The sequence below is a fragment of the Paenibacillus tarimensis genome (assembly GCF_021532315.1).
Classification (GTDB): domain Bacteria; phylum Bacillota; class Bacilli; order Paenibacillales; family Paenibacillaceae; genus Paenibacillus_I; species Paenibacillus_I tarimensis.
The window spans coordinates 150,536-170,191 of record NZ_JAKGAO010000011.1; the positions used below are offsets into that span (position 1 = coordinate 150,536).

The 19,656-nt window shown below is 53.1% G+C and carries 22 protein-coding genes; 5 read left to right on the forward strand and 17 right to left on the reverse strand.

The genetic code is table 11. The annotated features are described in order from the left end of the window. Positions 1-40: 40 nt before the first annotated feature. Both ychF and L1N82_RS11295 read right to left on the reverse strand, forming a co-directional pair. A complete protein-coding gene (gene ychF, locus L1N82_RS11290) occupies positions 41-1,141 on the reverse strand; it encodes a redox-regulated ATPase YchF (RefSeq protein ID WP_235287492.1) in 1,101 nt (366 codons plus the stop codon). Between the two features lie 138 nt (positions 1,142-1,279). After that, positions 1,280-2,257 (reverse strand): DUF6612 family protein, encoded by a 978-nt coding sequence (locus tag L1N82_RS11295; RefSeq protein ID WP_235287493.1) that lies wholly within the window; start codon positions 2,255-2,257, stop codon positions 1,280-1,282. Between the two features lie 206 nt (positions 2,258-2,463). Here L1N82_RS11295 and L1N82_RS11300 point away from each other — a divergent pair, with 206 nt between their 5' ends. Continuing rightward, the gene (locus L1N82_RS11300) at positions 2,464-2,607 is read left to right on the forward strand and encodes a hypothetical protein (protein WP_235287494.1); all 144 of its coding nucleotides are present in this window, start codon (positions 2,464-2,466) and stop codon (positions 2,605-2,607) included. 185 nt (positions 2,608-2,792) lie between these two features. Here the strand turns inward: L1N82_RS11300 and trxA are convergent, their stop codons facing one another. The 9 genes from trxA to L1N82_RS11345 all read right to left on the reverse strand — a co-directional run bounded on the left by trxA (position 2,793) and on the right by L1N82_RS11345 (position 8,344). Then, complete coding sequence (gene trxA / locus L1N82_RS11305) at positions 2,793-3,101, reverse strand: thioredoxin (protein ID WP_235287495.1); 309 nt, start codon at positions 3,099-3,101, stop codon at positions 2,793-2,795. 48 nt (positions 3,102-3,149) lie between these two features. Next, positions 3,150-3,590, reverse strand: coding sequence for an RrF2 family transcriptional regulator (locus L1N82_RS11310; protein WP_235287496.1), 441 nt, complete (start codon positions 3,588-3,590; stop codon positions 3,150-3,152). 160 nt (positions 3,591-3,750) lie between these two features. Then, a complete protein-coding gene (locus L1N82_RS11315; RefSeq protein ID WP_235287497.1) occupies positions 3,751-4,593 on the reverse strand; it encodes an aldo/keto reductase in 843 nt (280 codons plus the stop codon). A gap of 52 nt (positions 4,594-4,645) precedes the next feature. After that, entirely contained in the window at positions 4,646-5,536 is an 891-nt protein-coding gene (locus L1N82_RS11320; RefSeq protein WP_235287498.1) for a DUF72 domain-containing protein, read from the reverse strand. Between the two features lie 69 nt (positions 5,537-5,605). Beyond that, positions 5,606-6,373: a DODA-type extradiol aromatic ring-opening family dioxygenase gene (locus tag L1N82_RS11325; protein WP_235287499.1), complete on the reverse strand. Its 768-nt coding sequence runs from the start codon at positions 6,371-6,373 to the stop codon at positions 5,606-5,608. Positions 6,374-6,504: 131 nt separating this feature from the next. Continuing rightward, a complete protein-coding gene (locus tag L1N82_RS11330; RefSeq protein ID WP_235287500.1) occupies positions 6,505-6,831 on the reverse strand; it encodes a DMT family transporter in 327 nt (108 codons plus the stop codon). 7 nt (positions 6,832-6,838) lie between these two features. Then, complete coding sequence (locus tag L1N82_RS11335) at positions 6,839-7,261, reverse strand: DMT family transporter (protein WP_235287501.1); 423 nt, start codon at positions 7,259-7,261, stop codon at positions 6,839-6,841. A 7-nt stretch (positions 7,262-7,268) separates the two neighbouring features. Further along, positions 7,269-7,847 carry a TetR/AcrR family transcriptional regulator gene (locus tag L1N82_RS11340; RefSeq protein ID WP_235287502.1) on the reverse strand — a complete coding sequence of 193 codons (579 nt, stop codon included), beginning with the start codon at positions 7,845-7,847 and terminating at the stop codon, positions 7,269-7,271. A gap of 113 nt (positions 7,848-7,960) precedes the next feature. Continuing rightward, a complete protein-coding gene (locus L1N82_RS11345; protein WP_235287503.1) occupies positions 7,961-8,344 on the reverse strand; it encodes a winged helix-turn-helix transcriptional regulator in 384 nt (127 codons plus the stop codon). Between the two features lie 236 nt (positions 8,345-8,580). Between L1N82_RS11345 and L1N82_RS11350 the strand changes: the two genes are divergently transcribed. After that, a complete protein-coding gene (locus L1N82_RS11350; protein WP_235287504.1) occupies positions 8,581-9,165 on the forward strand; it encodes an NAD(P)H oxidoreductase in 585 nt (194 codons plus the stop codon). A gap of 82 nt (positions 9,166-9,247) precedes the next feature. Here the strand turns inward: L1N82_RS11350 and cobA are convergent, their stop codons facing one another. The 4 genes from cobA to nirB all read right to left on the reverse strand — a co-directional run bounded on the left by cobA (position 9,248) and on the right by nirB (position 13,949). Then, complete coding sequence (gene cobA / locus L1N82_RS11355) at positions 9,248-10,039, reverse strand: uroporphyrinogen-III C-methyltransferase (RefSeq protein WP_235287505.1); 792 nt, start codon at positions 10,037-10,039, stop codon at positions 9,248-9,250. A 70-nt stretch (positions 10,040-10,109) separates the two neighbouring features. After that, positions 10,110-11,003: a uroporphyrinogen-III synthase gene (locus L1N82_RS11360; protein ID WP_235287506.1), complete on the reverse strand. Its 894-nt coding sequence runs from the start codon at positions 11,001-11,003 to the stop codon at positions 10,110-10,112. 61 nt (positions 11,004-11,064) lie between these two features. Then, positions 11,065-11,397: a nitrite reductase small subunit NirD gene (gene nirD / locus L1N82_RS11365; RefSeq protein WP_235287507.1), complete on the reverse strand. Its 333-nt coding sequence runs from the start codon at positions 11,395-11,397 to the stop codon at positions 11,065-11,067. 68 nt (positions 11,398-11,465) lie between these two features. Next, positions 11,466-13,949: a nitrite reductase large subunit NirB gene (gene nirB / locus L1N82_RS11370; RefSeq protein WP_268821937.1), complete on the reverse strand. Its 2,484-nt coding sequence runs from the start codon at positions 13,947-13,949 to the stop codon at positions 11,466-11,468. A 355-nt stretch (positions 13,950-14,304) separates the two neighbouring features. On the opposite strand from nirB, the gene L1N82_RS11375 reads away from it, so the two are divergent. Both L1N82_RS11375 and L1N82_RS11380 read left to right on the forward strand, forming a co-directional pair. Continuing rightward, positions 14,305-14,862: an ANTAR domain-containing response regulator gene (locus L1N82_RS11375; protein WP_235287832.1), complete on the forward strand. Its 558-nt coding sequence runs from the start codon at positions 14,305-14,307 to the stop codon at positions 14,860-14,862. A gap of 312 nt (positions 14,863-15,174) precedes the next feature. After that, positions 15,175-16,401 carry a nitrate/nitrite transporter gene (locus tag L1N82_RS11380; RefSeq protein WP_235287508.1) on the forward strand — a complete coding sequence of 409 codons (1,227 nt, stop codon included), beginning with the start codon at positions 15,175-15,177 and terminating at the stop codon, positions 16,399-16,401. 65 nt (positions 16,402-16,466) lie between these two features. On the opposite strand, the gene L1N82_RS11385 is transcribed toward L1N82_RS11380, so the two are convergent. Beyond that, positions 16,467-16,667, reverse strand: a complete 201-nt coding sequence (locus L1N82_RS11385) for a hypothetical protein (protein WP_235287509.1) — start codon at positions 16,665-16,667, stop codon at positions 16,467-16,469. A 185-nt stretch (positions 16,668-16,852) separates the two neighbouring features. On the opposite strand from L1N82_RS11385, the gene L1N82_RS11390 reads away from it, so the two are divergent. Then, on the forward strand, positions 16,853-18,931 hold the full coding sequence (locus tag L1N82_RS11390) for a methyl-accepting chemotaxis protein (protein WP_235287510.1): 2,079 nt from the start codon (positions 16,853-16,855) through the stop codon (positions 18,929-18,931). 86 nt (positions 18,932-19,017) lie between these two features. Here the strand turns inward: L1N82_RS11390 and mobA are convergent, their stop codons facing one another. Next, positions 19,018-19,641: a molybdenum cofactor guanylyltransferase gene (gene mobA / locus L1N82_RS11395; RefSeq protein WP_235287511.1), complete on the reverse strand. Its 624-nt coding sequence runs from the start codon at positions 19,639-19,641 to the stop codon at positions 19,018-19,020. Between the last annotated feature and the right edge of the window lie 15 nt (positions 19,642-19,656).

Sequence of the window (19,656 nt, forward strand, 5' to 3'; positions counted from 1 at the left end):
TGTATATCTGCCATACCGCTGTATTAACATAAGCGACTAATCACACGTTAAACCGGAAGTGCATGACATCGCCGTCCTGCACAACATACTCCTTGCCTTCGAGGCGAAGCTGCCCCTTCTCCTTGGCAGCATTCATCGAGCCTGCCGCGATGAGATCGTTATAAGATACTACCTCCGCACGGATAAAGCCGCGTTCGAAGTCGGTGTGGATCACGCCTGCAGCCTGAGGCGCCTTCATGCCCTTGCGGATCGTCCAGGCGCGTACTTCCTGTACGCCAGCGGTGAAATAGGTATACAAGCCAAGCAGCTTGTACGCCGCCTTAATCAATCGATTAAGCCCCGATTCCTCAAGACCAAGCTCTTCGAGGAACATCGCTTTGTCCTCGCCCTCGAGCTCGGCAATCTCCGCTTCCACCTTCGCGCTGATCGGCACAACCTCCGCACCTTCGGCTGCAGCGAACTCGCGCACCTGCTGTACATACGGGTTGTCCTCTGCATTAGCCACTTCCGTCTCGCTGACGTTAGCCGCGTACAGCACAGGCTTGCTTGTAATTAGATGCAGCTCACGGATCAGAAGCTTCTCATCTTCGCTGAGCTCCACGCTGCGGACAGGCTGATCGTTGTAGAGCGCTTCCTTCACGCGCTCAAGCACTTCAACCTCCTGCGCAACCTTCTTGTCGCCGCCCTTCATGTTCTTGCGGCTGCGCTCCAGTCTGCGGTCGACTGAATCGATATCCGCCAGTATAAGCTCCAGATTAATCGTCTGGATATCGCTTAGCGGATCAACCTTGCCGGATACATGCGTAATGTTCTCATCCTGGAAGCAGCGAACCACATGCACAATCGCATCAACCTCGCGGATATGGGCCAGAAACTTGTTGCCAAGTCCTTCTCCTTTGCTGGCTCCGGCAACCAGGCCGGCAATATCTACAAATTCAAATGCGGTAGGCACCGTCTTATTCGGGACAACCAGTTCCGTCAGCTTGTCCAAACGCTCGTCCGGCACTTCCACCACACCGACATTCGGATCGATGGTACAGAACGGATAGTTCGCCGATTCCGCACCCGCTTGCGTAATCGCGTTAAACAGAGTCGATTTGCCGACATTCGGCAGGCCGACGATTCCACAGGAGAGTGGCATCTATGAACACTCCTCATCATCTTGAATAATCTTTCGCCATTATACCCGAAGGGCAGAAACAATGAAAGCCCCCGCTCCAAGCGGGCGCTTGCAGCGGGAGCTTTCAGCAGGGGCCTATGCCCCTGACTTAAGGACAGTTTACGGCTGCTGATTGATGCCTTCGGAACCCGCCTCGCCACCGGAAGCTCCAGCTCCGGCGTTACCGGATCCATCCGTTCCCCCAAGACCTTCTTGACCTCGAAGACCTTCAAGCTCCTCTTCCAGCCCCTCCAGATTCTCAAGCTCTTCCAAGTCCTCCGGGTTAATCGAAGGATCAAGCTCTGGAGCCTCCAACGCCTCTTCCGGCACCTCTATTGGCGTTATCGCATTGAACTTGCTGTAATCGGCCGTGAGCTGCTGGGTCATCTCCATTGGCGAACCGGGATCTAGGGCCAGCGTCATATCCGTATCGACATACAGCTTAACCGGGTAATAGGTTTTTGCATCCAGCGTAACCTGGTACACCAGCCGTTGGATCTTGATGCTGTCCTTGATATTGGCCAGGAATTCAGCTCCCCCGAAGGTGCTCTCAAGCAGGTCCTGGAGAAGTTCAATACCCGTCTCCTCCGCCCCTTCACGGAGACTGAGTACATACATCCCCTCCTGACTCTCCACCTCAAAATCCTTAGCAGCCAAGTGAAGCCGCCCGGCCTGAGCTTTCAGGTCGATCTGAAAATCGGACAGCGCTCCGCGGACCAGCTCAATCTCCGATTGCGGAAGCTGGTTCCATACCCCTATGGAAAGGTCTTGTATGAAATACTGTTGCGGCGTAAGTATCGTCTTGTAGACCGTTTCCTCCCCGCCATACTGGCTGGTTACCGTCTGCTGTATCTGGAGAGGTTCGACCTCGATACTGGACTGTGACGAAGCCGAGAAGGTCTCCTGGCCATTCCCGGTGTCCAGGTCCTGCTTCAGCTCCATGGCAAGCGCGTAGCTTCCTATCTTCGCCACCGCTTCCTGAGACCTGCCGAGCAACTCCTCCGCCTGCAGGCTTGTATCCTTATTTTCTGTACACGCTGTAAGCATCAATGCCATCAAGGCAACAACTGCAACCCATAGCTTCGATCTTGTATTCATTCTGCCTCCGTTCTCATTAGGCCTTGTTTTGGGCGAGGCCTCTTGTAGTGACCAGTATAACGATTATGAAACAGGCTGTGCAAGCCGGCAGCAGACATACCGGTGTCCGCAAGGGATGAAACACTGGAATCAATTCCTACTAATGGCTGGGCTGCCCCCCGGATATACTCCTCATGTATCCCAATACCATAGGAGGAGGCGATCCCGTGGAAAACAAAACCCACAAAGGGAACTATAAGGGTACTACAAACATGCATGCCAAGAATCAGGATATGGCGTTTGTTAACGATACGATTGAAGGATCAGAAACCGTAAGCAATTTCAGCAATAAGAACAAGAATCACAAGTAATTCGGGCTGCCATCTGCCTGCACTGTCCATTTCGTAAAGCACCCAAAGATTTACTTACCCGCATTTCTAATAAAAAAAACCGCCCGGCTGCAGCTTTCCAGTAACAGAAAGCCTGCAGCCAGGCGGCCGTTTAATTTTGCAATATTCCCCATAAGCGTACTCTGGCCAATCAGGCCGTCGCAAGCTTATTGGTTTTGAATTTTTGTCTTAAGCGATTCCTTGCTCTGCAGGCCAACCATCTTGTCAACCGGCTGTCCATCCTTGAACAGGATCAAAGTAGGAATACTCATAACGCCGAATTGGGAAGCGAGCTCAGGCTCTTCATCCACGTTAATCTTAGCGATGGTCGCTTGACCTTCCAGCTCAGCTGCAAGCTCCTCAACGATCGGAAGCTGCATCTTGCAAGGACCGCACCATGGTGCCCAGAAATCTACCAGCGCTACGCCGCTTTCAATGCTCTTCGCAAAATTGTCTTTTGTCAAAGCTACTGCCATGATAATCATCCTCTCCTTAGAATTTCATGTATGTTTAGGGGAATCCCGTCATACCTGATCTGCCGCTTCAGGAACACATTCCTGGATTTGCCCTAGAACGGAAGATATCGTAATATCTTCAAAGTACTTCTCCAGCTGCCGCTCGGCAGCACAGAAAATGCTATTCATGACAGACCGCATATTGGAACCGACGACACAATCCATATCCGGATCACCTGAGCACCAGCTCGGCATTACCGAACCCTGCGCCATAGTACGGTAGATATCAGCCAGCGTTACGACCGCTGGATCAATCGTTAGCCTGTACCCGCCGCGTGTACCCTCTCTTGTCTCGACGAATCCGCCTTTGCGGAGAACACCCATCACTTTGCGGACCCTGGCTGCGTTGGTCTGTACATTCTCTGCGATTGTCTCGCTTGAAGCCATCCGCTCCGGCAGATGAGCCAGCAAGACCAGGCTATGGACGGCTATTGTGAATTCGCTGTTCATCACGGCACCCCGCTTTATACTGTAATAATATCAGTTACAGTTGAAGTTGTCAATGGATGCCGTAAACAGCCGTCCTCCATGTATAGTGTGCGTTGCTCGCAGCCATTCCATTCGGCTTCCCGCCGGATACGGCCTGTCTATAGAGTAAGCAGCTATCACTCTAGAAATTAAAATTGTCCGGATCTGGACCAAACCGGTGATTGCGGTTCAGGTCACTGATCTGCTTCACTTCGTCTGCTGTCAGTTCAAAATCAAAGATATCCGCATTCGATGCAATGCGCTCGGCTTTAACCGACTTTGGAATCGTTAAGACACCTGTCTGCAGATCCCAGCGCAGTACGATCTGTGCAGGAGATTTGCCATATTTACCGCCAAGCTCTTTGAGAAGCGCCACATCCAGGTTGCCCTGCATCAGCGGACTCCAGGCCTGAAGCCGGATGTTCTGTTCCTTACAGTAGTCGAGCACTTCACGCTGTGTCAGAAGCGGATGATACTCCACCTGATTCACCGCCGGCTTGACTTCACAATCTGCAAGCAGATCCTTCAGATGATGAACCTGGAAGTTGCTGACGCCAATGGCGCGAACGGCTCCGTCTTTATAGAGCTTCTCAAGCGCCCGGTAAGTCTCTTTATATTTGCCGGCAACCGGCCAGTGTACCAGATATAAATCGATAGTCTCGAGACCGAGTTTTTTTCGGCTTTCCTCGAACGCACGCAGCGTCGAGTCATATCCCTGGTCTGAATTCCACACCTTCGTGGTTATGAACAGCTCGGAACGGTCTGTACCGCACTCCCTGATCGCGCGGCCGACGCCCTCTTCATTACCGTATACCGCAGCGGTGTCGATCAGGCGGTATCCCTGCTGCACGGCAGATGTCACCGCATCAACCACTTCCTGCCCTTCCTTGCTCTGGAACACGCCAAGCCCAAACCAAGGCATATGTACGCCATTATTTAACTCCACTCGGTCAGATAGACCAGTGATCTGTTTGCTTTCAACCATATTATGCATATCTCCTTTAGATGTAATGGTATCACTATACAGTATAGTAGCTTTATTCAATGATTTCATCCGTCAGTGTAAAAAGTTCCAGCTGCTCCGGCTGACGCCTAATCTTGAAGCTCCCTCTTGGCGGCGTCTGTCCCAGCTGTTTCATCATCTCCAGCGCATTGGCTGACGCATGCCCGCCAGAGTTATTGTTGAAGATTACACTGACGGCATCCGCCATACTCTCCAGACGTTTCAGGCGTTCCGCCCATTCCGCCAGCTCTGCCTCATTATAATTATATAGGTAACGAACCTCCCGCCAGTTGGGCTGGCCTGCGCTGTGCCATCCCTCCACATTGCGTCCATGGAACCGGACCATCGTCATCCCGTTGGCGGCGGCAGCCTCCACAATCGGCACCGAGCCTTTGCCCGCCTGGGGCTCGTCACAGACTGTGTGGTACCAGCCTTCAGACCGCATAAAGTCCAGCGTGCGCTCTGCCATGCCTTCTTCAAACCAGCTCTGATGACGAAACTCCAAGGCGCACGGTATTCCTTCCATCCTCGCCTTGGTCTCCCTCAGCTCCTGCACATTAGACTTCGTGCAATCGAACCACGGCGGATACTGAAACAATACCGCGCGCAGCTTGCCCGCCTCAATCATTGGAGCAATCGAAGCTTTGAACGCTGCAAACATCTCATCCGCCGCCTGTCCCTCCGGTGCGGGTCCTCTAGTGTGTCCTGTCATCCCCTGGTATGCCTTCACGATGAACCGGAACCCTGGAGGAGTTTCAGCCGTCCACTTCTCCATGTTGCGGAGCGGCTGAATCGCATAGAACGTGCTGTCGACTTCCACGCAGCTGAACCAGTTGCTGTAGGTGACCAGCTTATTCTTGGCTGAACCGGGTTCGGTGTACAGGGAATTATGGTCCCCCCAGCCGGCCAGTCCGATCTCGATCATGCGCCGCTCCTCCTCGTTTTATCTCCTATTAACCCTGCCGTACCTGTCTCAATCGCAATAACTTGTGATTCAGAAGGAGAGGCACAGGTAACTCAGAGAGCCGTAATCATAACCGCGATAGATTACGCTGCTCTCCGACTGCTCACTCTTGCTGCCCAGTGCCAGCAGGAGCGGGACAAAATGCTCCTCACGTGGAACCGCCCGCTCTGCATGGGGCGCAATCTCCCTGTAGCGGAACAAATCCTCATAGGAACCGCTACCGATGGTATGAACAAGCCAGTCATCGAATGCCACTGCCCACTCCTCCGGCTCCTGCATGTCCCAGCGCAGCTGCCGCAGGTTGTGAACGGTAGCTCCACTGCCGAGAACCAGGATGTCTTCTTCACCGAGCCCTCTGAGCGCTTCCCCGATCCGGAACTGTTCAGCAGGCGGCAGGAATGGATGGACAGAGACCTGCACGACCGGAATATCCGCTTCCGGGTACAGCCGTCTAAGCAGCGTCCACGAGCCGTGGTCCAGCCCCCTCTTGTTATCCATCCGCGTCTGTATACCGTGCTGGCCTAAGCGAGCAGCCAGCCGATCCGCAATTTCTATGGAACCTCGGGCTGGATACTTGATTGTGTACATTTCTGGAGGAAAACCCCCAAAATCATAGATCGTATCATAGCTTCCGTCCATTCGTGATATCGTGGTAACCGGCTCCTCCCAGTGGGCGGTAAATACAATGACGGCCTTTGGCCTCATGCTTTTTCCAAGCCGGGCAAGGAAATCAGTATAGCTGGAATCTTCTATGGCAAGCAGCGGGGAACCATGCGACAGGAACAAAGCTGGAATCATCGGCACGTCTCCTCTTTATCGTTAATTACTTATTGTAAGTAAACATACATGGAATAGTTCTTTCGGTCAAGAACAGCATCCCGCTTACACGGATAAACTTGGATGTCTCTTATGCTGTGCTGCAGAGAAATTTAATCATGCATCCCTCCGACAATCCGCAACCCGGCAACACCTGCTATGATCATTGCAATGAACAGCAGCTTAAGCGCCGCCCTCGATTCCTTGAATACCACCATACCCAGAATGACGCTGCCCGCCGAGCCGATCCCCGTCCATATGCCATAAGCCGTGCTGATCGGAATGTCCTGCAACGCCTTGGAGAGAAAGAAGAAGCTGACAAACCCGGACAGAACCGCGCCGATTGCCGGCTTCCACTTGCGAAAACCGTCTGAAAGCTTGAGGAAGGTGACACCGCTCACTTCTCCCAGCCCTGATATTAATAGGTAAATCCATGCCATGACTCTCTCACCCCTCTCCGGTCTGCGGCGAATTCCCGTTCTTCACATTAGAATCAGGTCCAGAAATCTGGCCCTCTGCCTTATCGGACCCCGCTTCCGCCGTCCCCGCTCCATCTCCTGAGATCATCTTCAGCCCCACAATGCCTCCCAGGAGCAGCAGCACAAAGAACAGCCGCCAAAAGCCCCCAGGCTCGCCAAGAAACAAGATACCGACGATTACGGTCCCCGCTGTACCAATTCCCGTGAACACCGCATACGCTGTGCCAATCTCAATCCGCCTCATCACCTTGGCGAAAAGATAGAAGCTCAGTACAAGCAGCGCGATTGTAACCACACTTGGCAGTGGCCTCGTGAACCCCTCCGACTGCTTCAAACCGAATGCCCAAACAACCTCAAGTATGCCCGCCAAGAACAGCAGCAGCCATGCCATAACCATCTCATCCCTTCACGCTCTGCCAATAATACTGCCAGATCATCTGTTGTCTTTCCCGGTATATTTCCCTGCTATACAGCTGACTCTCCACAAGCAGCCCGTCAATAAGTGCATAAAATACATTAATAAGCGGCTGTGCCGCCTGTTCACGTATTTCACCCTTTTCCATCGCTTGTTGAAGCATCCCGCCCAGCATCTCGCTTACACCCTTCTCATACTGTATAAAATCATGCTGCAGCTTCGGCTTTAGCAGCTTTGGCGGCATCAGCATCGTTTTCTTCAGAAAAGCCTGCATGCCTCCCGCTTCAGGGTCTGTATAATAATCATAAACAGCCTTCAGCCTGTCCTCGAGCGGCCCCGATGGCGAGGTTGACTGATCCACATAGTTGGCAAGACGCCAGCGTTCACTCTCCGCTGCCTCCGCAAATAAGCTGAGGAACAGCTGCTCCTTCGATTCAAAGTGCGCATAAATGGACGGCGTCTTAATACCGACCGCCTTGGCGATCTCAGCCAGCTTCACTCCGTCATATCCTGATTCCGCAAACATCTCGCGCGCCACTGCCTTGATCTGGCTTGCCGACATGGTACACCCCCTTATTGTCCGTCTACTATCGACTAACTAACGTTAGTTAGGTGAATTATATAAGATATGTCCCTCCTCCTGCAAGACCAAACGACTCTATATAGATGTAAGCATTACTCTATACAGCCTCCAAAATCCTCCAAGACCTTGGATTTGTCGCCATAAACCTTTTCGAGATGACTCTCTCCCCAGTAGCATAAATGGTCCAGCGCGGGCTTTAATCCCCAGCCGTAGGAAGTTAACTCATACTCCACTTTAGGCGGCATTTCGTTATAAACCTTTCGCGCAACAATCTCGTCCTTTTCCAGACCCCTTAGTTGGGTGGTCAGCATTTTTTGCGTAATGCCAGGCATTAACCGTCGCAGCTCAGACGTTCGTTTTGGTCCTGTCATCAGATGATAAATAATTAAAGGCTTCCACTTCCCCCCCATCACTTCTAATGCAGCCTCCACCCCAACTCTGTACTTCTTTTGAACACTGGTCCTCTCTTCAGTCATCACTTATCCCTCCGTGGATTGGCTGTATTTGCTAAGACCATTTCTTTCACTTCAGTCCGTTATTTAAGGAAATACCAGTCCGTCTATGCAGGAACTTCTATGTACCTATGGCACATGAAGCTCCCTATAGAACTTAAAAGTGCGTACTTCCAGAATATTTCAGTACTGTTTATAATAGCATCAGCCATTGATGATGGCTACAAGATAGCTGACAAGAAAGGTAGTGAAATACAAGTATGAGAGTATTAAGCGTCGTTTCGCACCCGAGAAAAGAATCCCTGACCTTTAAGGTTGCCGATCGTTTCGTCCAAGGTCTCACAGAGGCAGGCCACGATTATGAGATATTGGATTTACACAGAAATGGCTTTGATCCTGTCTTAAAAGGTGTAGATGAACCTGATTGGTCAGCTACGGAACAAACCTTTTCTCCTCAGGTAGAAACAGAGATAAGGCGAATGAAGGAGCATGATGCCCTGGCCTTTATATTTCCAGTTTGGTGGTGGCATCTGCCAGCGATGCTAAAAGGTTATATTGACCGTGTATGGAACAACGGGTTTGCGTACGGGGCGAACCAGCTCCATCATCAGCATGTCTTGTGGATTGGTTTGGCGGGCGTATCCGAAGAACAGATGAAAAAGCGTAACTACGATGAATCGATTACTCATCTGCTTAATGTGGGGATTGCAGATTATTGCGGCATTACCAATTCGAGGGTTGAATTTTTATATGAGACTATGAACTCCGCTGCCGAGCATCATGAGCTGCTGCTTAACCAAGCTTATCAATTAGGTTTGAATTATGGTAAGGAACAGCCGTCTTGAGTTAGAGGATGTCTTACTGGTGTTTCCCTAACAACGCAAAATGGTCGGTCAGGAATAAGCTTCCGACCGACCATTACATATTTCAAGCCAAACTCGCGAGGAGATGGTCAAGCTTTCCTAGCGGATAGTCCTCCATCCCGAGCAGTTGTCCCCGCAGTGCAACGACCGGCCCGACCACAATGGTCGCCGGGCTTTTCAGCTGCGCCTTCTCCTGCAGCTCGACAATTGTAGCGATCGTACCTGTCACCACGCGCTGCTCTTCCAATGAGCCGCTCTGGATGAGAGCGATCGGCGTATCCGGTGCCTTGCCCTCGCTCATCAGCTTCTGCGTAATGGCAGGCAGCTGCTGCAGCCCCATCAGGATCACGAGCGTCTCGGCCCCTGCCGCCCAGCTCCAATCCACGCAGGCGCCTGTCTTGCCTGTGCATTCATGCCCGGTTATGACTGCGAAGGAGGCGGCAAGCTTACGGTGCGTTACCGGGATACCGGCATAAGCGGGTGCCGCGATGCAGGAAGAAATCCCCGGTACAACCTCGAACAGGATCCCCCGCTCTGCCAGACAGAGCGCCTCTTCGCCGCCGCGTCCGTATACGAGCGGGTCGCCTCCCTTTAGCCGGGTAACAACCTTGCCCCGAAGCGCATGCCGAATGATGAGGTCATTGATATCCTCCTGCTTCATGGTATGGTGGCCCGATGCTTTGCCGACATAGATCATTTCACAGTGAGGCGATGCCTCATGCAGCAGCTCCTGCGATACCAGCCGGTCATAGATCAGCACTTCCGCTTCCCGGATCGACTCCAGACCTTTAACTGTGATCAGCTTCGGGTCTCCCGGGCCTGCTCCAGTTAAATATACGAACCCTCTCTCACTCATAAGCACGCCTCCTTCTAGACCGGCCACCCTTCTCTAGTACAGACAAGCCGCAAGGGAAGCTTCTATTCTCTTATTGCTCCCCCGGCTTCTTCGTACGGTCGGCGGGCTGGTCAGCTGCACATTCCCCGGCCGCAAGCTCGTCGGCGGCATCCTGCTCTGAACGGCCGCCAAAATGCCTGGACATGGCCACGATCATACTGCCCATCCGCTCTTCCTCCGGAAACAGCACACGCTTCACGCCTTCCTCATAGAGCGCCTCAGCGGTCACCTTACCGACCGCAACGGCCAGCACGCCATCATCAAATGCGGCCAGCATTGCATCAAGCATTCCTTGTTGTGCCGCCGATTGCATCACATACCGGACCTGAACCGTACTGGTAAAGGCGACTGCCTGCACCTTTGCGCCAACTATCTCTTCTATAAGCTGTCCGACGACAGAATCCTCTGGGGGGATATGCTGGTAGGGGAGCAGTTCCTCACAGAGCGCTCCCCTGGCAGCCAGCGCACCTGTTACCCGGGGAGCAGGATCGCCGTAGAGCTGCAGTGCAACCCGCTTGCCCTGAAGCTCATACGGAGCCATCTCCTCCAGCAGTCCGGCTGTTGTGCCGTCGTTATCCCGAACCGCCGGCGTCAATTCGAGCTTCCGCAGAACATTAACGGTCTTGTAACCCCTCGCAGCGAGCTTCATCTGACGCAGCGCCGCCATGAAATCTTCCTCAAGCCCAAGCTGCGAAGCCTTGTTCAACAACGCCTCGGTACCCACACCGGTAGTCAGGACAAGCCAATCTGCAGGGTCTGCAATCAGCCCTTTCAGCTGCTCTTCAATCTGCGAATCATCCACAAATACGGTGCCTTGGGCAGGACGGATTACCGCCCGCCCCCCAAACTTCTCAATCATACGGCTCATGTCCTCTGCCTTGCGCGGGCCGGTCACGGCCACCGTTATGCCTTCCAAGCGCGCCATTCACGCCGCCTCCTTGTATGGGTGGTGGTGTCTTACGGGCCGCTCCGATGGCATACCCGCATTACGATACCAATGATTGTACCCCATTCAAGTCGAGAATGACATGACCGTTCTCATCTACGGTGACCGGATAGGTAGATACACAGCCGTCGTCCGGCGCCTGAACCATCCCATCCTCCAGGTCTATCTTCCAGTCGTGAAGCGGGCAGTACACATGGTGGTCGCACACCATACCTTCCGACAGCTTGCCGTTCTTGTGCGGGCAGCGGTTCTCTACGGCCTTCACAGTGCCATCCGACAGCTTGAACAGCGCCAGCTCCAGTTCACCCATCCGGAAGACGCGGCCCCTGCGCTCCGGAAACTCCGAGATGTGGCCAATATTGAATTTTTTCATGGTCGCTCTCTCCCCTCGTTTGTTGGCAGGCATGCTGCCGGTCCCAAGCTGCACTTCCACACCGCTTCCTAGCGGTCCTTATCCGATAAAATCACCTTGCCGTCCACTGGCTCTCCAGCTGCACCGGCACCTCTTTCCGGCGCAGCCGTCAGAGCGTCGAACGCAGAGCGAAGTTCGTCATTCTCAATAATCTGCTTCCAAGGATCCTTCATCAAGCCGAGCGTTTTATCGATCCGGCTGACAAGCGCTTCACGGTCTTCCTTCTTCTCCAGCGCTTTCTTGACGGTATCCAGACCAACCCGCTGAACCCATTCACTTGTACGCTCTCCGAAGTTAGCCGTTTCCCGGTAATACTGCAGATAAGCTGCCGTCCACTCCAACACCTCTTCATCCGTCTTTACCTTGACCAGGAGCTCTGCCGCCCGCACTCTGGTACCGCCGTTGCCGCCGACATAAATTTCGCTGCCGCCATCGATCGCCACGACGCCCAGATCCTTGATCGTCGATTCTGCGCAGTTCCGCGGGCAGCCCGATACTGCGAGCTTTACCTTGGCCGGCGTATTCAGCCGCTCGAACCGCTTCTCCATCTCGATGCCCATCTTAATTGAGTCCTGGGTGCCGAAGCGGCAGAAGGTAGAGCCTACACAGGTCTTGACTGTGCGGAGCGCCTTGCCGTACGCATAGCCGGACGGCATATCCAATTCCTTCCACACCTGCGGCAGATCCTCTTTCTTGACGCCAAGCAGGTCAATCCGCTGACCGCCCGTTATTTTGACCAGGGGCACCTGATACTTCTGCGCCACACTGGCTATCTTCTGCAGATCGTCCGGCGTTGTCACGCCCCCGTAAATCCGCGGCACGACCGAGAATGTGCCGTCCTTCTGAATATTCGCGTGGTTGCGCTCGTTAACAAACCGGGATTCCGGCTCATCATCATGCTCTTCCGGCCATACCATGCCCAGATAGTAGTTGAGAGCAGGACGGCATTTGGAGCAGCCTTCCGGGTTATCCCATTCCATCACATGCATAACTTCCTTGGAGGTGGTCAGGCGCATCCGCTTGATCGCTTCTACAACCTCATCCCGGGTATGCCGGGTACAGCCGCAGATGCCTTCCTTGACCGTCTGCACATTATCTGCCCCAAGCGTGGCCGTCAAAATCGCCTCCACCAGCGGTTTACAGCCCCCGCATGATGCCGATGCCTTGGTGCACGCCTTGATCTCGTTCAAGCTGACGCAGCCGTTCTCGGTAATGGATTCCACGATGGTATCCTTCGTTACGCCGTTACAGCCGCATACGATTTCATCCCCGCTCATGGCCGTCACGAGGTCTTCATTGCTTGCCGGACTTGAACCGCCCCCTGTACCGAACAACACTTCCTTCTCCCGTCCGCTGAAATCCTCACCGCTGCGAATCAGCGAGAACAGCCTTGAGCCGTCGGCCGTATCGCCGAACAGCACGGCGCCCACCACCTTGCCGTCGCGGAATACAACCTTCTTATAAACACCGTCCAAATCATCCTGTACCCGCAGCGCCTTCGTCCCCGGCTCATCCGTGAAGATGCCCGCCGAGAATACATGAACGCCGGATACCTTAAGCTTTGTGGAAACAACGGATCCTTGGTAGCCCTCGTTCTCTACGCCAGCAAGGCTTTTCGCAAGAACCGCCCCCTGCTCATACAGCGGCGCAACCAGGCCATAAGCAATGCCGCGATGCTCGGCACACTCTCCGACTGCATATACATTCGGTATGCTGGTACGCATCTGATCATCGACCACAATGCCGCGGTTCACTTCAATGCCACTTTCCTTCGCCAGCTGCACATTCGGCCTGATTCCAACCGCCATGACGATGAGATCCGCCTCTACATGAGTTCCGTCCTTGAACTTCAGGCCCGCCACACGCTTGCGGCCAATGATCGCATCCGAATGCTTCTCCAGAAGGAACTGCATCCCCTGGGACTCAAGCTCTGCTTGCAGCATTCTGGATGCCGTCAAGTCCAGCTGACGCTCCATCAAATAGTTGTGAATGTGGACGACACTCACTTCCATGTTAAGATTCAGAAGTCCGCGTGCTGCTTCCAGACCAAGCAAGCCGCCGCCAATTACAACAGCTTTCTTATAGGATTTGGCCGTCTCGATCATCGTCTCGCAGTCCTTAATATCCCGGAAAGCGATAACACCTTCCTTATCAGCACCCGGTAGCGGCAGCATGAATGGAAGAGAGCCGGTTGCGAGTACAAGCTCGTCATAAACGACCTTCAGCCCCTTATCCGTTGTAACCGTCCGCCCCGCCGTATCAATATGGTTTACCGCCTGTCCGGTATGAAGCTCAATATGATTGCTGCTGTACCAGCTCCAGTCGTTCAGTACAATATCCTGCATGTTCGCGTCCCCCGCCAGTACGGAAGACAGCATGATTCTATTGTAGTTGGGGTGCGGCTCCGCACCGATTATTGTAATATCATAACGGTTCGGGTTCAGCTTCAGCAGCTGCTCCACGAATGAGACACCTGCCATACCATTGCCGATCATGACCAGTTTCTTCTTCATAATAGCCTCTCCTCCTGTGGCGCAATTCCCCGCTGTGCTGCACCAGCTCCAGTGCTGTTCAGCCTGCAGACAACAAAGACATTGCATCGCTTTGCCTTCAGGCAAATAGTTGGATGAAAACATGAAAAGCCCACCCCTTGTTTCAAGGAGCAGGCTTCATTGCCGAGGAACGCGGCACGCCGTTGTGCCAGAACATTCACTGATGTACTCAGTATACGAGGTCCCTTTCTTTATGTCAATATACCTAACATTAATTTTGAAACTATCTTCACATCGACACCCTATTGCATATATGTTATATTTTATTACACGTGTAACCATAACCATTACGCTAAGGTGGAATGAGGTGAAAATCATGCTGAAGACGGTTCTGCTTGTAGAAGACAGTCCCTCCATTGAACCCTTGGACAATCTTAAACAAAGCTGCCGCACCTTGTACAGGTGCCGGTCTGATGAGGAAATTCTTCCGCTCATTAGCGTGTCCGAGGCCGCTGTCCTCTTAACACCGCTGGAGAAGATGACAGACTGGCAGTCAACAATCAGCGGCATGAAGCGCCTGCCAATCCTGTGGCTGTGCCAGGAAAATCATTACCCGCAGGAAATGGAATGGGGCTATTCATTAGATGGCCTCCTATTCCCAACTATGACACAGACAGAGATGCTGTTCGCCTTGAAATGGGCAGTCCGCTCACATCATCAGCGCAAACGCTGGTTTGAGGAACGGGAGCAGCTGCTCCAGCGGCTTGAAGAGCGCAAGTGGATTGACCAAGCGAAGGCCGTGCTCTGTGAAATCAAGGGTATATCGGAAGCCGAAGCCTATGACTTTCTGCGCAAGCAGGCTATGAATGAACGGAAGCGGATCGGTGACATCGCCGCCTCTATTGTAAAAGTCTATCAGCTTATTCACGGATGAACATAATTATCAAATCATCAAACTTTTTTATGTTAGTATAGTTGACATACAAGAACTGACTCGCATATAATCCAACTAAGTTCACAATGCTGTGACAAATATTCGGAACGCACAATGACGTGCATCCGGTTGGCAATGCGGCCGCCTTTCATCTCTTTGGATGAAGTGCGGCCTTTTGATGTTTACATCAGATTTATGAAATCCCCGGGGATAACCTGCAAGTTAAATGACAGACAGACAATCAATCAAGCAAGCATCACAAGGCTGCAGACAAGAGAAGCATGAACATGGATTCGGGAGAGGAGTATTACAATGGAAAACAAGGGATTTTGGCAAAGCGGGCACAAGCCCTCGCTATTTAGCGCATTCCTGTATTTCGATGTCAGCTTTATGATTTGGGTTTTGATGGGACCGCTCGTAATCGTCATTATGAATGATTACCCGATGGACGCCTCACAAAAAGCGAATTTGGTCGCTCTTCCGATATTAGGCGGTTCTATTCTGCGTCTGGTGCTTGGCTTCTTGACCGACTATATCGGACCCAAACGAACGGGACAGATGGGCATGATTATTACGATGGTACCGCTGGTCTGGGCATGGCAATTCGTAGACTCACTTAATGAGCTGTATTATGTAGGCCTGCTGCTTGGCATGGCAGGGGCTTCGTTCGCAGCCGCGCTTCCGCTGGCAAGCCGCTGGTATCCGCCGCAGTATCAAGGACTGGCAATGGGCATTGCCGGCGCAGGCAATAGCGGCACAGTATTGACAACCTTATTTGCCAACCGGATCGCAGAGTATTTTGGCAGCTGGGAGATAGTCTTCGCTTTTGCCCTCATCCCGATCACGATCGTCTTTGTCGTCTTCAGTATCTTCGCCAAGGATAGTCCGAACCAGCCAGCTCCCAAGAAGCTCGGCGATTATGCTGCCATTCTCAAATACCGTGACACCTGGCTGTTCTGCATTCTCTACAGTGTCACTTTCGGCGGATTTGTCGGCATGTCCAACTACTTGACCATATTCTTCAACACCGAATACGGCTTGTCCGCTGTGAAAGCCGCTGACTTCACAACCATCTGCGTTATTGCAGGCAGCTTCTTCCGCCCTGTGGGCGGCTGGCTGGCTGACAAAATCGGCGGCATCCGCATGCTGATGCTCCTCTATGCCGGAGCAGGCATTATGCTGGCATCGGTATCATCCATACCGCCTCTATCCGTCGTAACCGTGCTCCTCTTCATCGGCATGATGTGTCTGGGTGCAGGCAACGGCTCGGTCTTCCAGCTTGTTCCTCAGCGCTTCCAGAATGAGATCGGCATTGTAACCGGCATTGTAGGGGCTGCGGGAGGGCTTGGCGGTTACTTCCTGCCCAAGATTCTCGGCAACCTGTATCAGTCCACCGGATCGTATACACCGGGCTTTCTGATTCTGAGCGGCATCGCCCTCGGATGTATGGTCCTCATGTTTATTGTTCAAGGCCAGTGGAAGAAGACATTCGTCGGCCATGGCGGCAAGGCATTGGAACAGCCTTCAGCAGCTTCCTAGCTGCCCGTCAACGGCTTGATGCCTAGAGCGCTTGATGGCATACGGGGTACGTCCAATCGGAACCACTAGTCAGGCAGCAGCACGATCGACCAGAAGGCATGCATCCCGCAGCATCCTCTGACGAGATCCCCCTGAATAACCGATCTCATTCCAAGCTCTAATAAGGACTTCACAATAGCGGGCACGGCTGCGCGCGGCAAACAGGAAGCAGAACTGACCACTCCCCTGCTACCCGGGAGCGCCGCCCGTGCCCGTGATTTTTTCATTTATATCGCGAATAGGCCACCTCATCACTTTTCCCTGTGCGCTCCTCACTCCCTTCTCCACTTGCACATTCTTAGCCAATTAACCCCCTTCAGAAGAAGGGGGTTAAGCTTTGTCGAAATAAGTCGATAAATAGGGGAGAAGATCCAGATGAGAAAGGACGAGTTTAATGAAAACATTCAGAGATATGAAGATTGGGTATAAACTTGCAATCGGCTTTGGCCTCATCATTCTGCTGTCATTTGGTGCTATTATCGGCTATAACCTAATGAATACCTATGACAGCAACTTGGCCTACGGTGAGGCTGTAGCCGCTGACACCTCAGCCGAGGCCGCCAAGCCATTGCAAATGCAGCTTGCGACCCTCCACTCCCGTCTTGATGCCGTACGCACCCAGTTGCTGGACGCAAGCATGAACGGTCCGGCACAGCGGGAAGATGTTGTCAGGCAGCTCAGCTCCTTGCTTGGGAATCATCCTGATCTTCTGGCCCTGTACACGCTGTGGGAACCGGATGCATTTGATGGCCAAGACGCAGATAATCGCAACAAGGCCGCTTATGATGATGCCACAGGCAGATTCGTGCCTTACGTATATCGCTCAGAAGGAGGCGCGATATCCAGTGAACCACTGCCTGATTATGTAACGCCTGGTGCAGGCGATTATTATCTCGAGCCCAAGCGGACGAAGCAGGTATATTGGATGGACCCTACTCCTTACTTGGTAGGCGGCAAAGAAATGACCATGACCTCCATCATTCTTCCGATAATCGGTGAAGGCGGCGAATTTCTCGGCATCGTGGGCGGTGACATACTGCTGGATACCCTGCAGCGGCAAATCGAAGAACAAAAACCAATGGGAGGTTATACCGTTCTCATTGCCGGCAACGGACAGTATATTGCCCATGGGCTTGAGCCCGAACGTGCCGGAACCTCCTTTATCGATCGTAACCCCGATACCTGGGAACAGCTTAAGAGAGGCGAGAGTAAGTTATACCAGCATAGAGCTGGCGGCGATGTCCTCCGGTTGTTCGAACCGGTTAGGGTACCCGGCAGTGAGACAACATGGTTTTACATGACGGTAATTCCGAAAGCAACGATTCTTGAGAGCTTCTATGAAGACCTTACCTTCTCCATGATTATTGCCGCCGTATCTCTGCTGATGTTAGCTGGTGTTACAGCACTTATTATCCGGTATATTGTTAAGCAGGTACGCCAGGTTAACCACCTTGCAACTCTCATGGCTGACGGTGACCTAACAGTAACCCTCCCGGTTCACTCCAAAGATGAATTTGGTACTATGGCGCTCAATCTGAACCGGATGAGCGATAATCTCAGAACGATGGTGCAGACGGTATCCCAGCATTCTTTATCTGTGGGTGCTACCTCTGAAGAACTGACCGCGAGTGCAGAGCAGACCAGCTCAGCCTCGGAAAGCATCGCCATCTCCATCCAGGAAGTATCCAGCGGCGCCGAAACTCAGCGCCATGAGCTGAGAGAGTCATCCCGGTCCATGCATGAGATAGCAGAAGGCGTCAACCGGATCGCGGTGTCTGCTTCTGCGGCTGCCAGCGCATCTCAGGAAGCTGCCCAGCGGACACAGCAGGGTAACCAGCGAATGCTTGAAGCGAGCAGCAGGATGGCATCAGCTCTGCAATCGGTTGAGGAAACAACGCTAACAATCCGTTCCCTGCACAGCCGTTCGGAGGAAATCGGCCGGATTACCGGTCTGATTACCCAGATCAGTAACCAGACCAATCTGCTGGCCCTGAACGCATCCATTGAAGCGGCACGTGCCGGTGAGCACGGCCGGGGCTTTGCGGTAGTGGCAGCAGAGATCCGAAAGCTGGCCGAGCAGTCCAAAGCTTCCGCCGAGCAGATCAACAGCATGCTTGCCGCCGTCCAGCAGGATACTCAAAAGGCTGTCCACGTCATGGAGCAGGGCAGCACAGAGGTGGCAGAGAGCGCAGAATCCGTTAAAGAGAGCGGACACTTGTTCTCCCTTATCCTAGAGCAAATCTCGGATGTCAGCAGACAGATGGAGGAAGTATCCGCTACCTCACAGCAGATTTCTGCCGGCAGCGAGCAGGTTTCCTCCACACTTGGCCAGCTGCGTCATGTCAGTGATGCCGCAGCAGATCAAGCCAACCAGGTTGCAGCCGCCTCTGAGGAGCAGCTGGCAACAATGGAAGAGATAACATCGGCATCCGAAGGCTTGGCGGATATGGTGCAGGAGCTGCTGGAGCTGATGTCCAGATTCCGCACCTAAAGGAATATATCTCCCGTCACGATTCAATAAACAAGCCGCACAGCTGCTATTACGCAGCTGTGCGGCTTGTTTTGTGACAGCATGAGTTATTCCATTTCGGATAAGAGCCGTTCGTAATCAACTGGTGTATTCATGTTCATAAAAGCTCTTCGCTCCTGTTCACCGCAAGGCTCCACTAACTCGGACCGCATCATCCGCAGAGCAGACATAAACCGCCGCTCTTCCCTCTCCAAGAGTTCGCCAAGCCTAACTGCCACCCGAGAATGGTACAGAGCATGCAGCGGTTGGTCATGTGCGTGTACGGCATCCGCTCCGCTGCGGACTGCCGCTTTCAGCTCCCTGTCGAACAGCGATACTGACAAGAACGGCATATCGCATGCAGTAGTGAAGGCATAACCCTCCGGCAGAACACTGAGCGCCGCATGCAGACCAGCAAGCGGCCCTTCGCCGTTATTCCGGTCTGTTACCCAGAGTATTTCTTCGGCTGATCGGCTGCCCGCGGACTGAGCCTCCTGGTAGATGCGCTTATACTGTCCCGCCCTCTCCAGGCTGCCGCATGCTATCGCAATACGGCCTTGATCACCAATTAACCGGCCGACACGGTCAATCAGATGCACCAGGATCGGCCTGCCCCCCAGCTCCAGCAGCGCCTTGTCACGGCCCATTCGGCTGCTCCGGCCGCCCGCAAGAATAATGCCGTTGACCCTCATCTCTTCACCACAATT

Bases quoted from the DNA above. Each gene is read 5' to 3' on its own strand.
- ychF (WP_235287492.1), bottom strand. From the start codon at position 1,141: ATGCCACTCTCCTGTGGAATCGTCGGCCTGCCGAATGTCGGCAAATCG.
- L1N82_RS11295 (WP_235287493.1), bottom strand. From the start codon at position 2,257: ATGAATACAAGATCGAAGCTATGGGTTGCAGTTGTTGCCTTGATGGCA.
- trxA (WP_235287495.1), bottom strand. From the start codon at position 3,101: ATGGCAGTAGCTTTGACAAAAGACAATTTTGCGAAGAGCATTGAAAGC.
- L1N82_RS11310 (WP_235287496.1), bottom strand. From the start codon at position 3,590: ATGAACAGCGAATTCACAATAGCCGTCCATAGCCTGGTCTTGCTGGCT.
- L1N82_RS11315 (WP_235287497.1), bottom strand. From the start codon at position 4,593: ATGGTTGAAAGCAAACAGATCACTGGTCTATCTGACCGAGTGGAGTTA.
- L1N82_RS11320 (WP_235287498.1), bottom strand. From the start codon at position 5,536: ATGATCGAGATCGGACTGGCCGGCTGGGGGGACCATAATTCCCTGTAC.
- L1N82_RS11325 (WP_235287499.1), bottom strand. From the start codon at position 6,373: ATGATTCCAGCTTTGTTCCTGTCGCATGGTTCCCCGCTGCTTGCCATA.
- L1N82_RS11330 (WP_235287500.1), bottom strand. From the start codon at position 6,831: ATGGCATGGATTTACCTATTAATATCAGGGCTGGGAGAAGTGAGCGGT.
- L1N82_RS11335 (WP_235287501.1), bottom strand. From the start codon at position 7,261: ATGGCATGGCTGCTGCTGTTCTTGGCGGGCATACTTGAGGTTGTTTGG.
- L1N82_RS11340 (WP_235287502.1), bottom strand. From the start codon at position 7,847: ATGTCGGCAAGCCAGATCAAGGCAGTGGCGCGCGAGATGTTTGCGGAA.
- L1N82_RS11345 (WP_235287503.1), bottom strand. From the start codon at position 8,344: ATGACTGAAGAGAGGACCAGTGTTCAAAAGAAGTACAGAGTTGGGGTG.
- L1N82_RS11350 (WP_235287504.1), top strand. From the start codon at position 8,581: ATGAGAGTATTAAGCGTCGTTTCGCACCCGAGAAAAGAATCCCTGACC.
- cobA (WP_235287505.1), bottom strand. From the start codon at position 10,039: ATGAGTGAGAGAGGGTTCGTATATTTAACTGGAGCAGGCCCGGGAGAC.
- L1N82_RS11360 (WP_235287506.1), bottom strand. From the start codon at position 11,003: ATGGCGCGCTTGGAAGGCATAACGGTGGCCGTGACCGGCCCGCGCAAG.
- nirD (WP_235287507.1), bottom strand. From the start codon at position 11,397: ATGAAAAAATTCAATATTGGCCACATCTCGGAGTTTCCGGAGCGCAGG.
- nirB (WP_268821937.1), bottom strand. From the start codon at position 13,949: ATGAAGAAGAAACTGGTCATGATCGGCAATGGTATGGCAGGTGTCTCA.
- L1N82_RS11375 (WP_235287832.1), top strand. From the start codon at position 14,305: ATGCTGAAGACGGTTCTGCTTGTAGAAGACAGTCCCTCCATTGAACCC.
- L1N82_RS11380 (WP_235287508.1), top strand. From the start codon at position 15,175: ATGGAAAACAAGGGATTTTGGCAAAGCGGGCACAAGCCCTCGCTATTT.
- L1N82_RS11385 (WP_235287509.1), bottom strand. From the start codon at position 16,667: ATGAAAAAATCACGGGCACGGGCGGCGCTCCCGGGTAGCAGGGGAGTG.
- L1N82_RS11390 (WP_235287510.1), top strand. From the start codon at position 16,853: ATGAAGATTGGGTATAAACTTGCAATCGGCTTTGGCCTCATCATTCTG.
- mobA (WP_235287511.1), bottom strand. From the start codon at position 19,641: ATGAGGGTCAACGGCATTATTCTTGCGGGCGGCCGGAGCAGCCGAATG.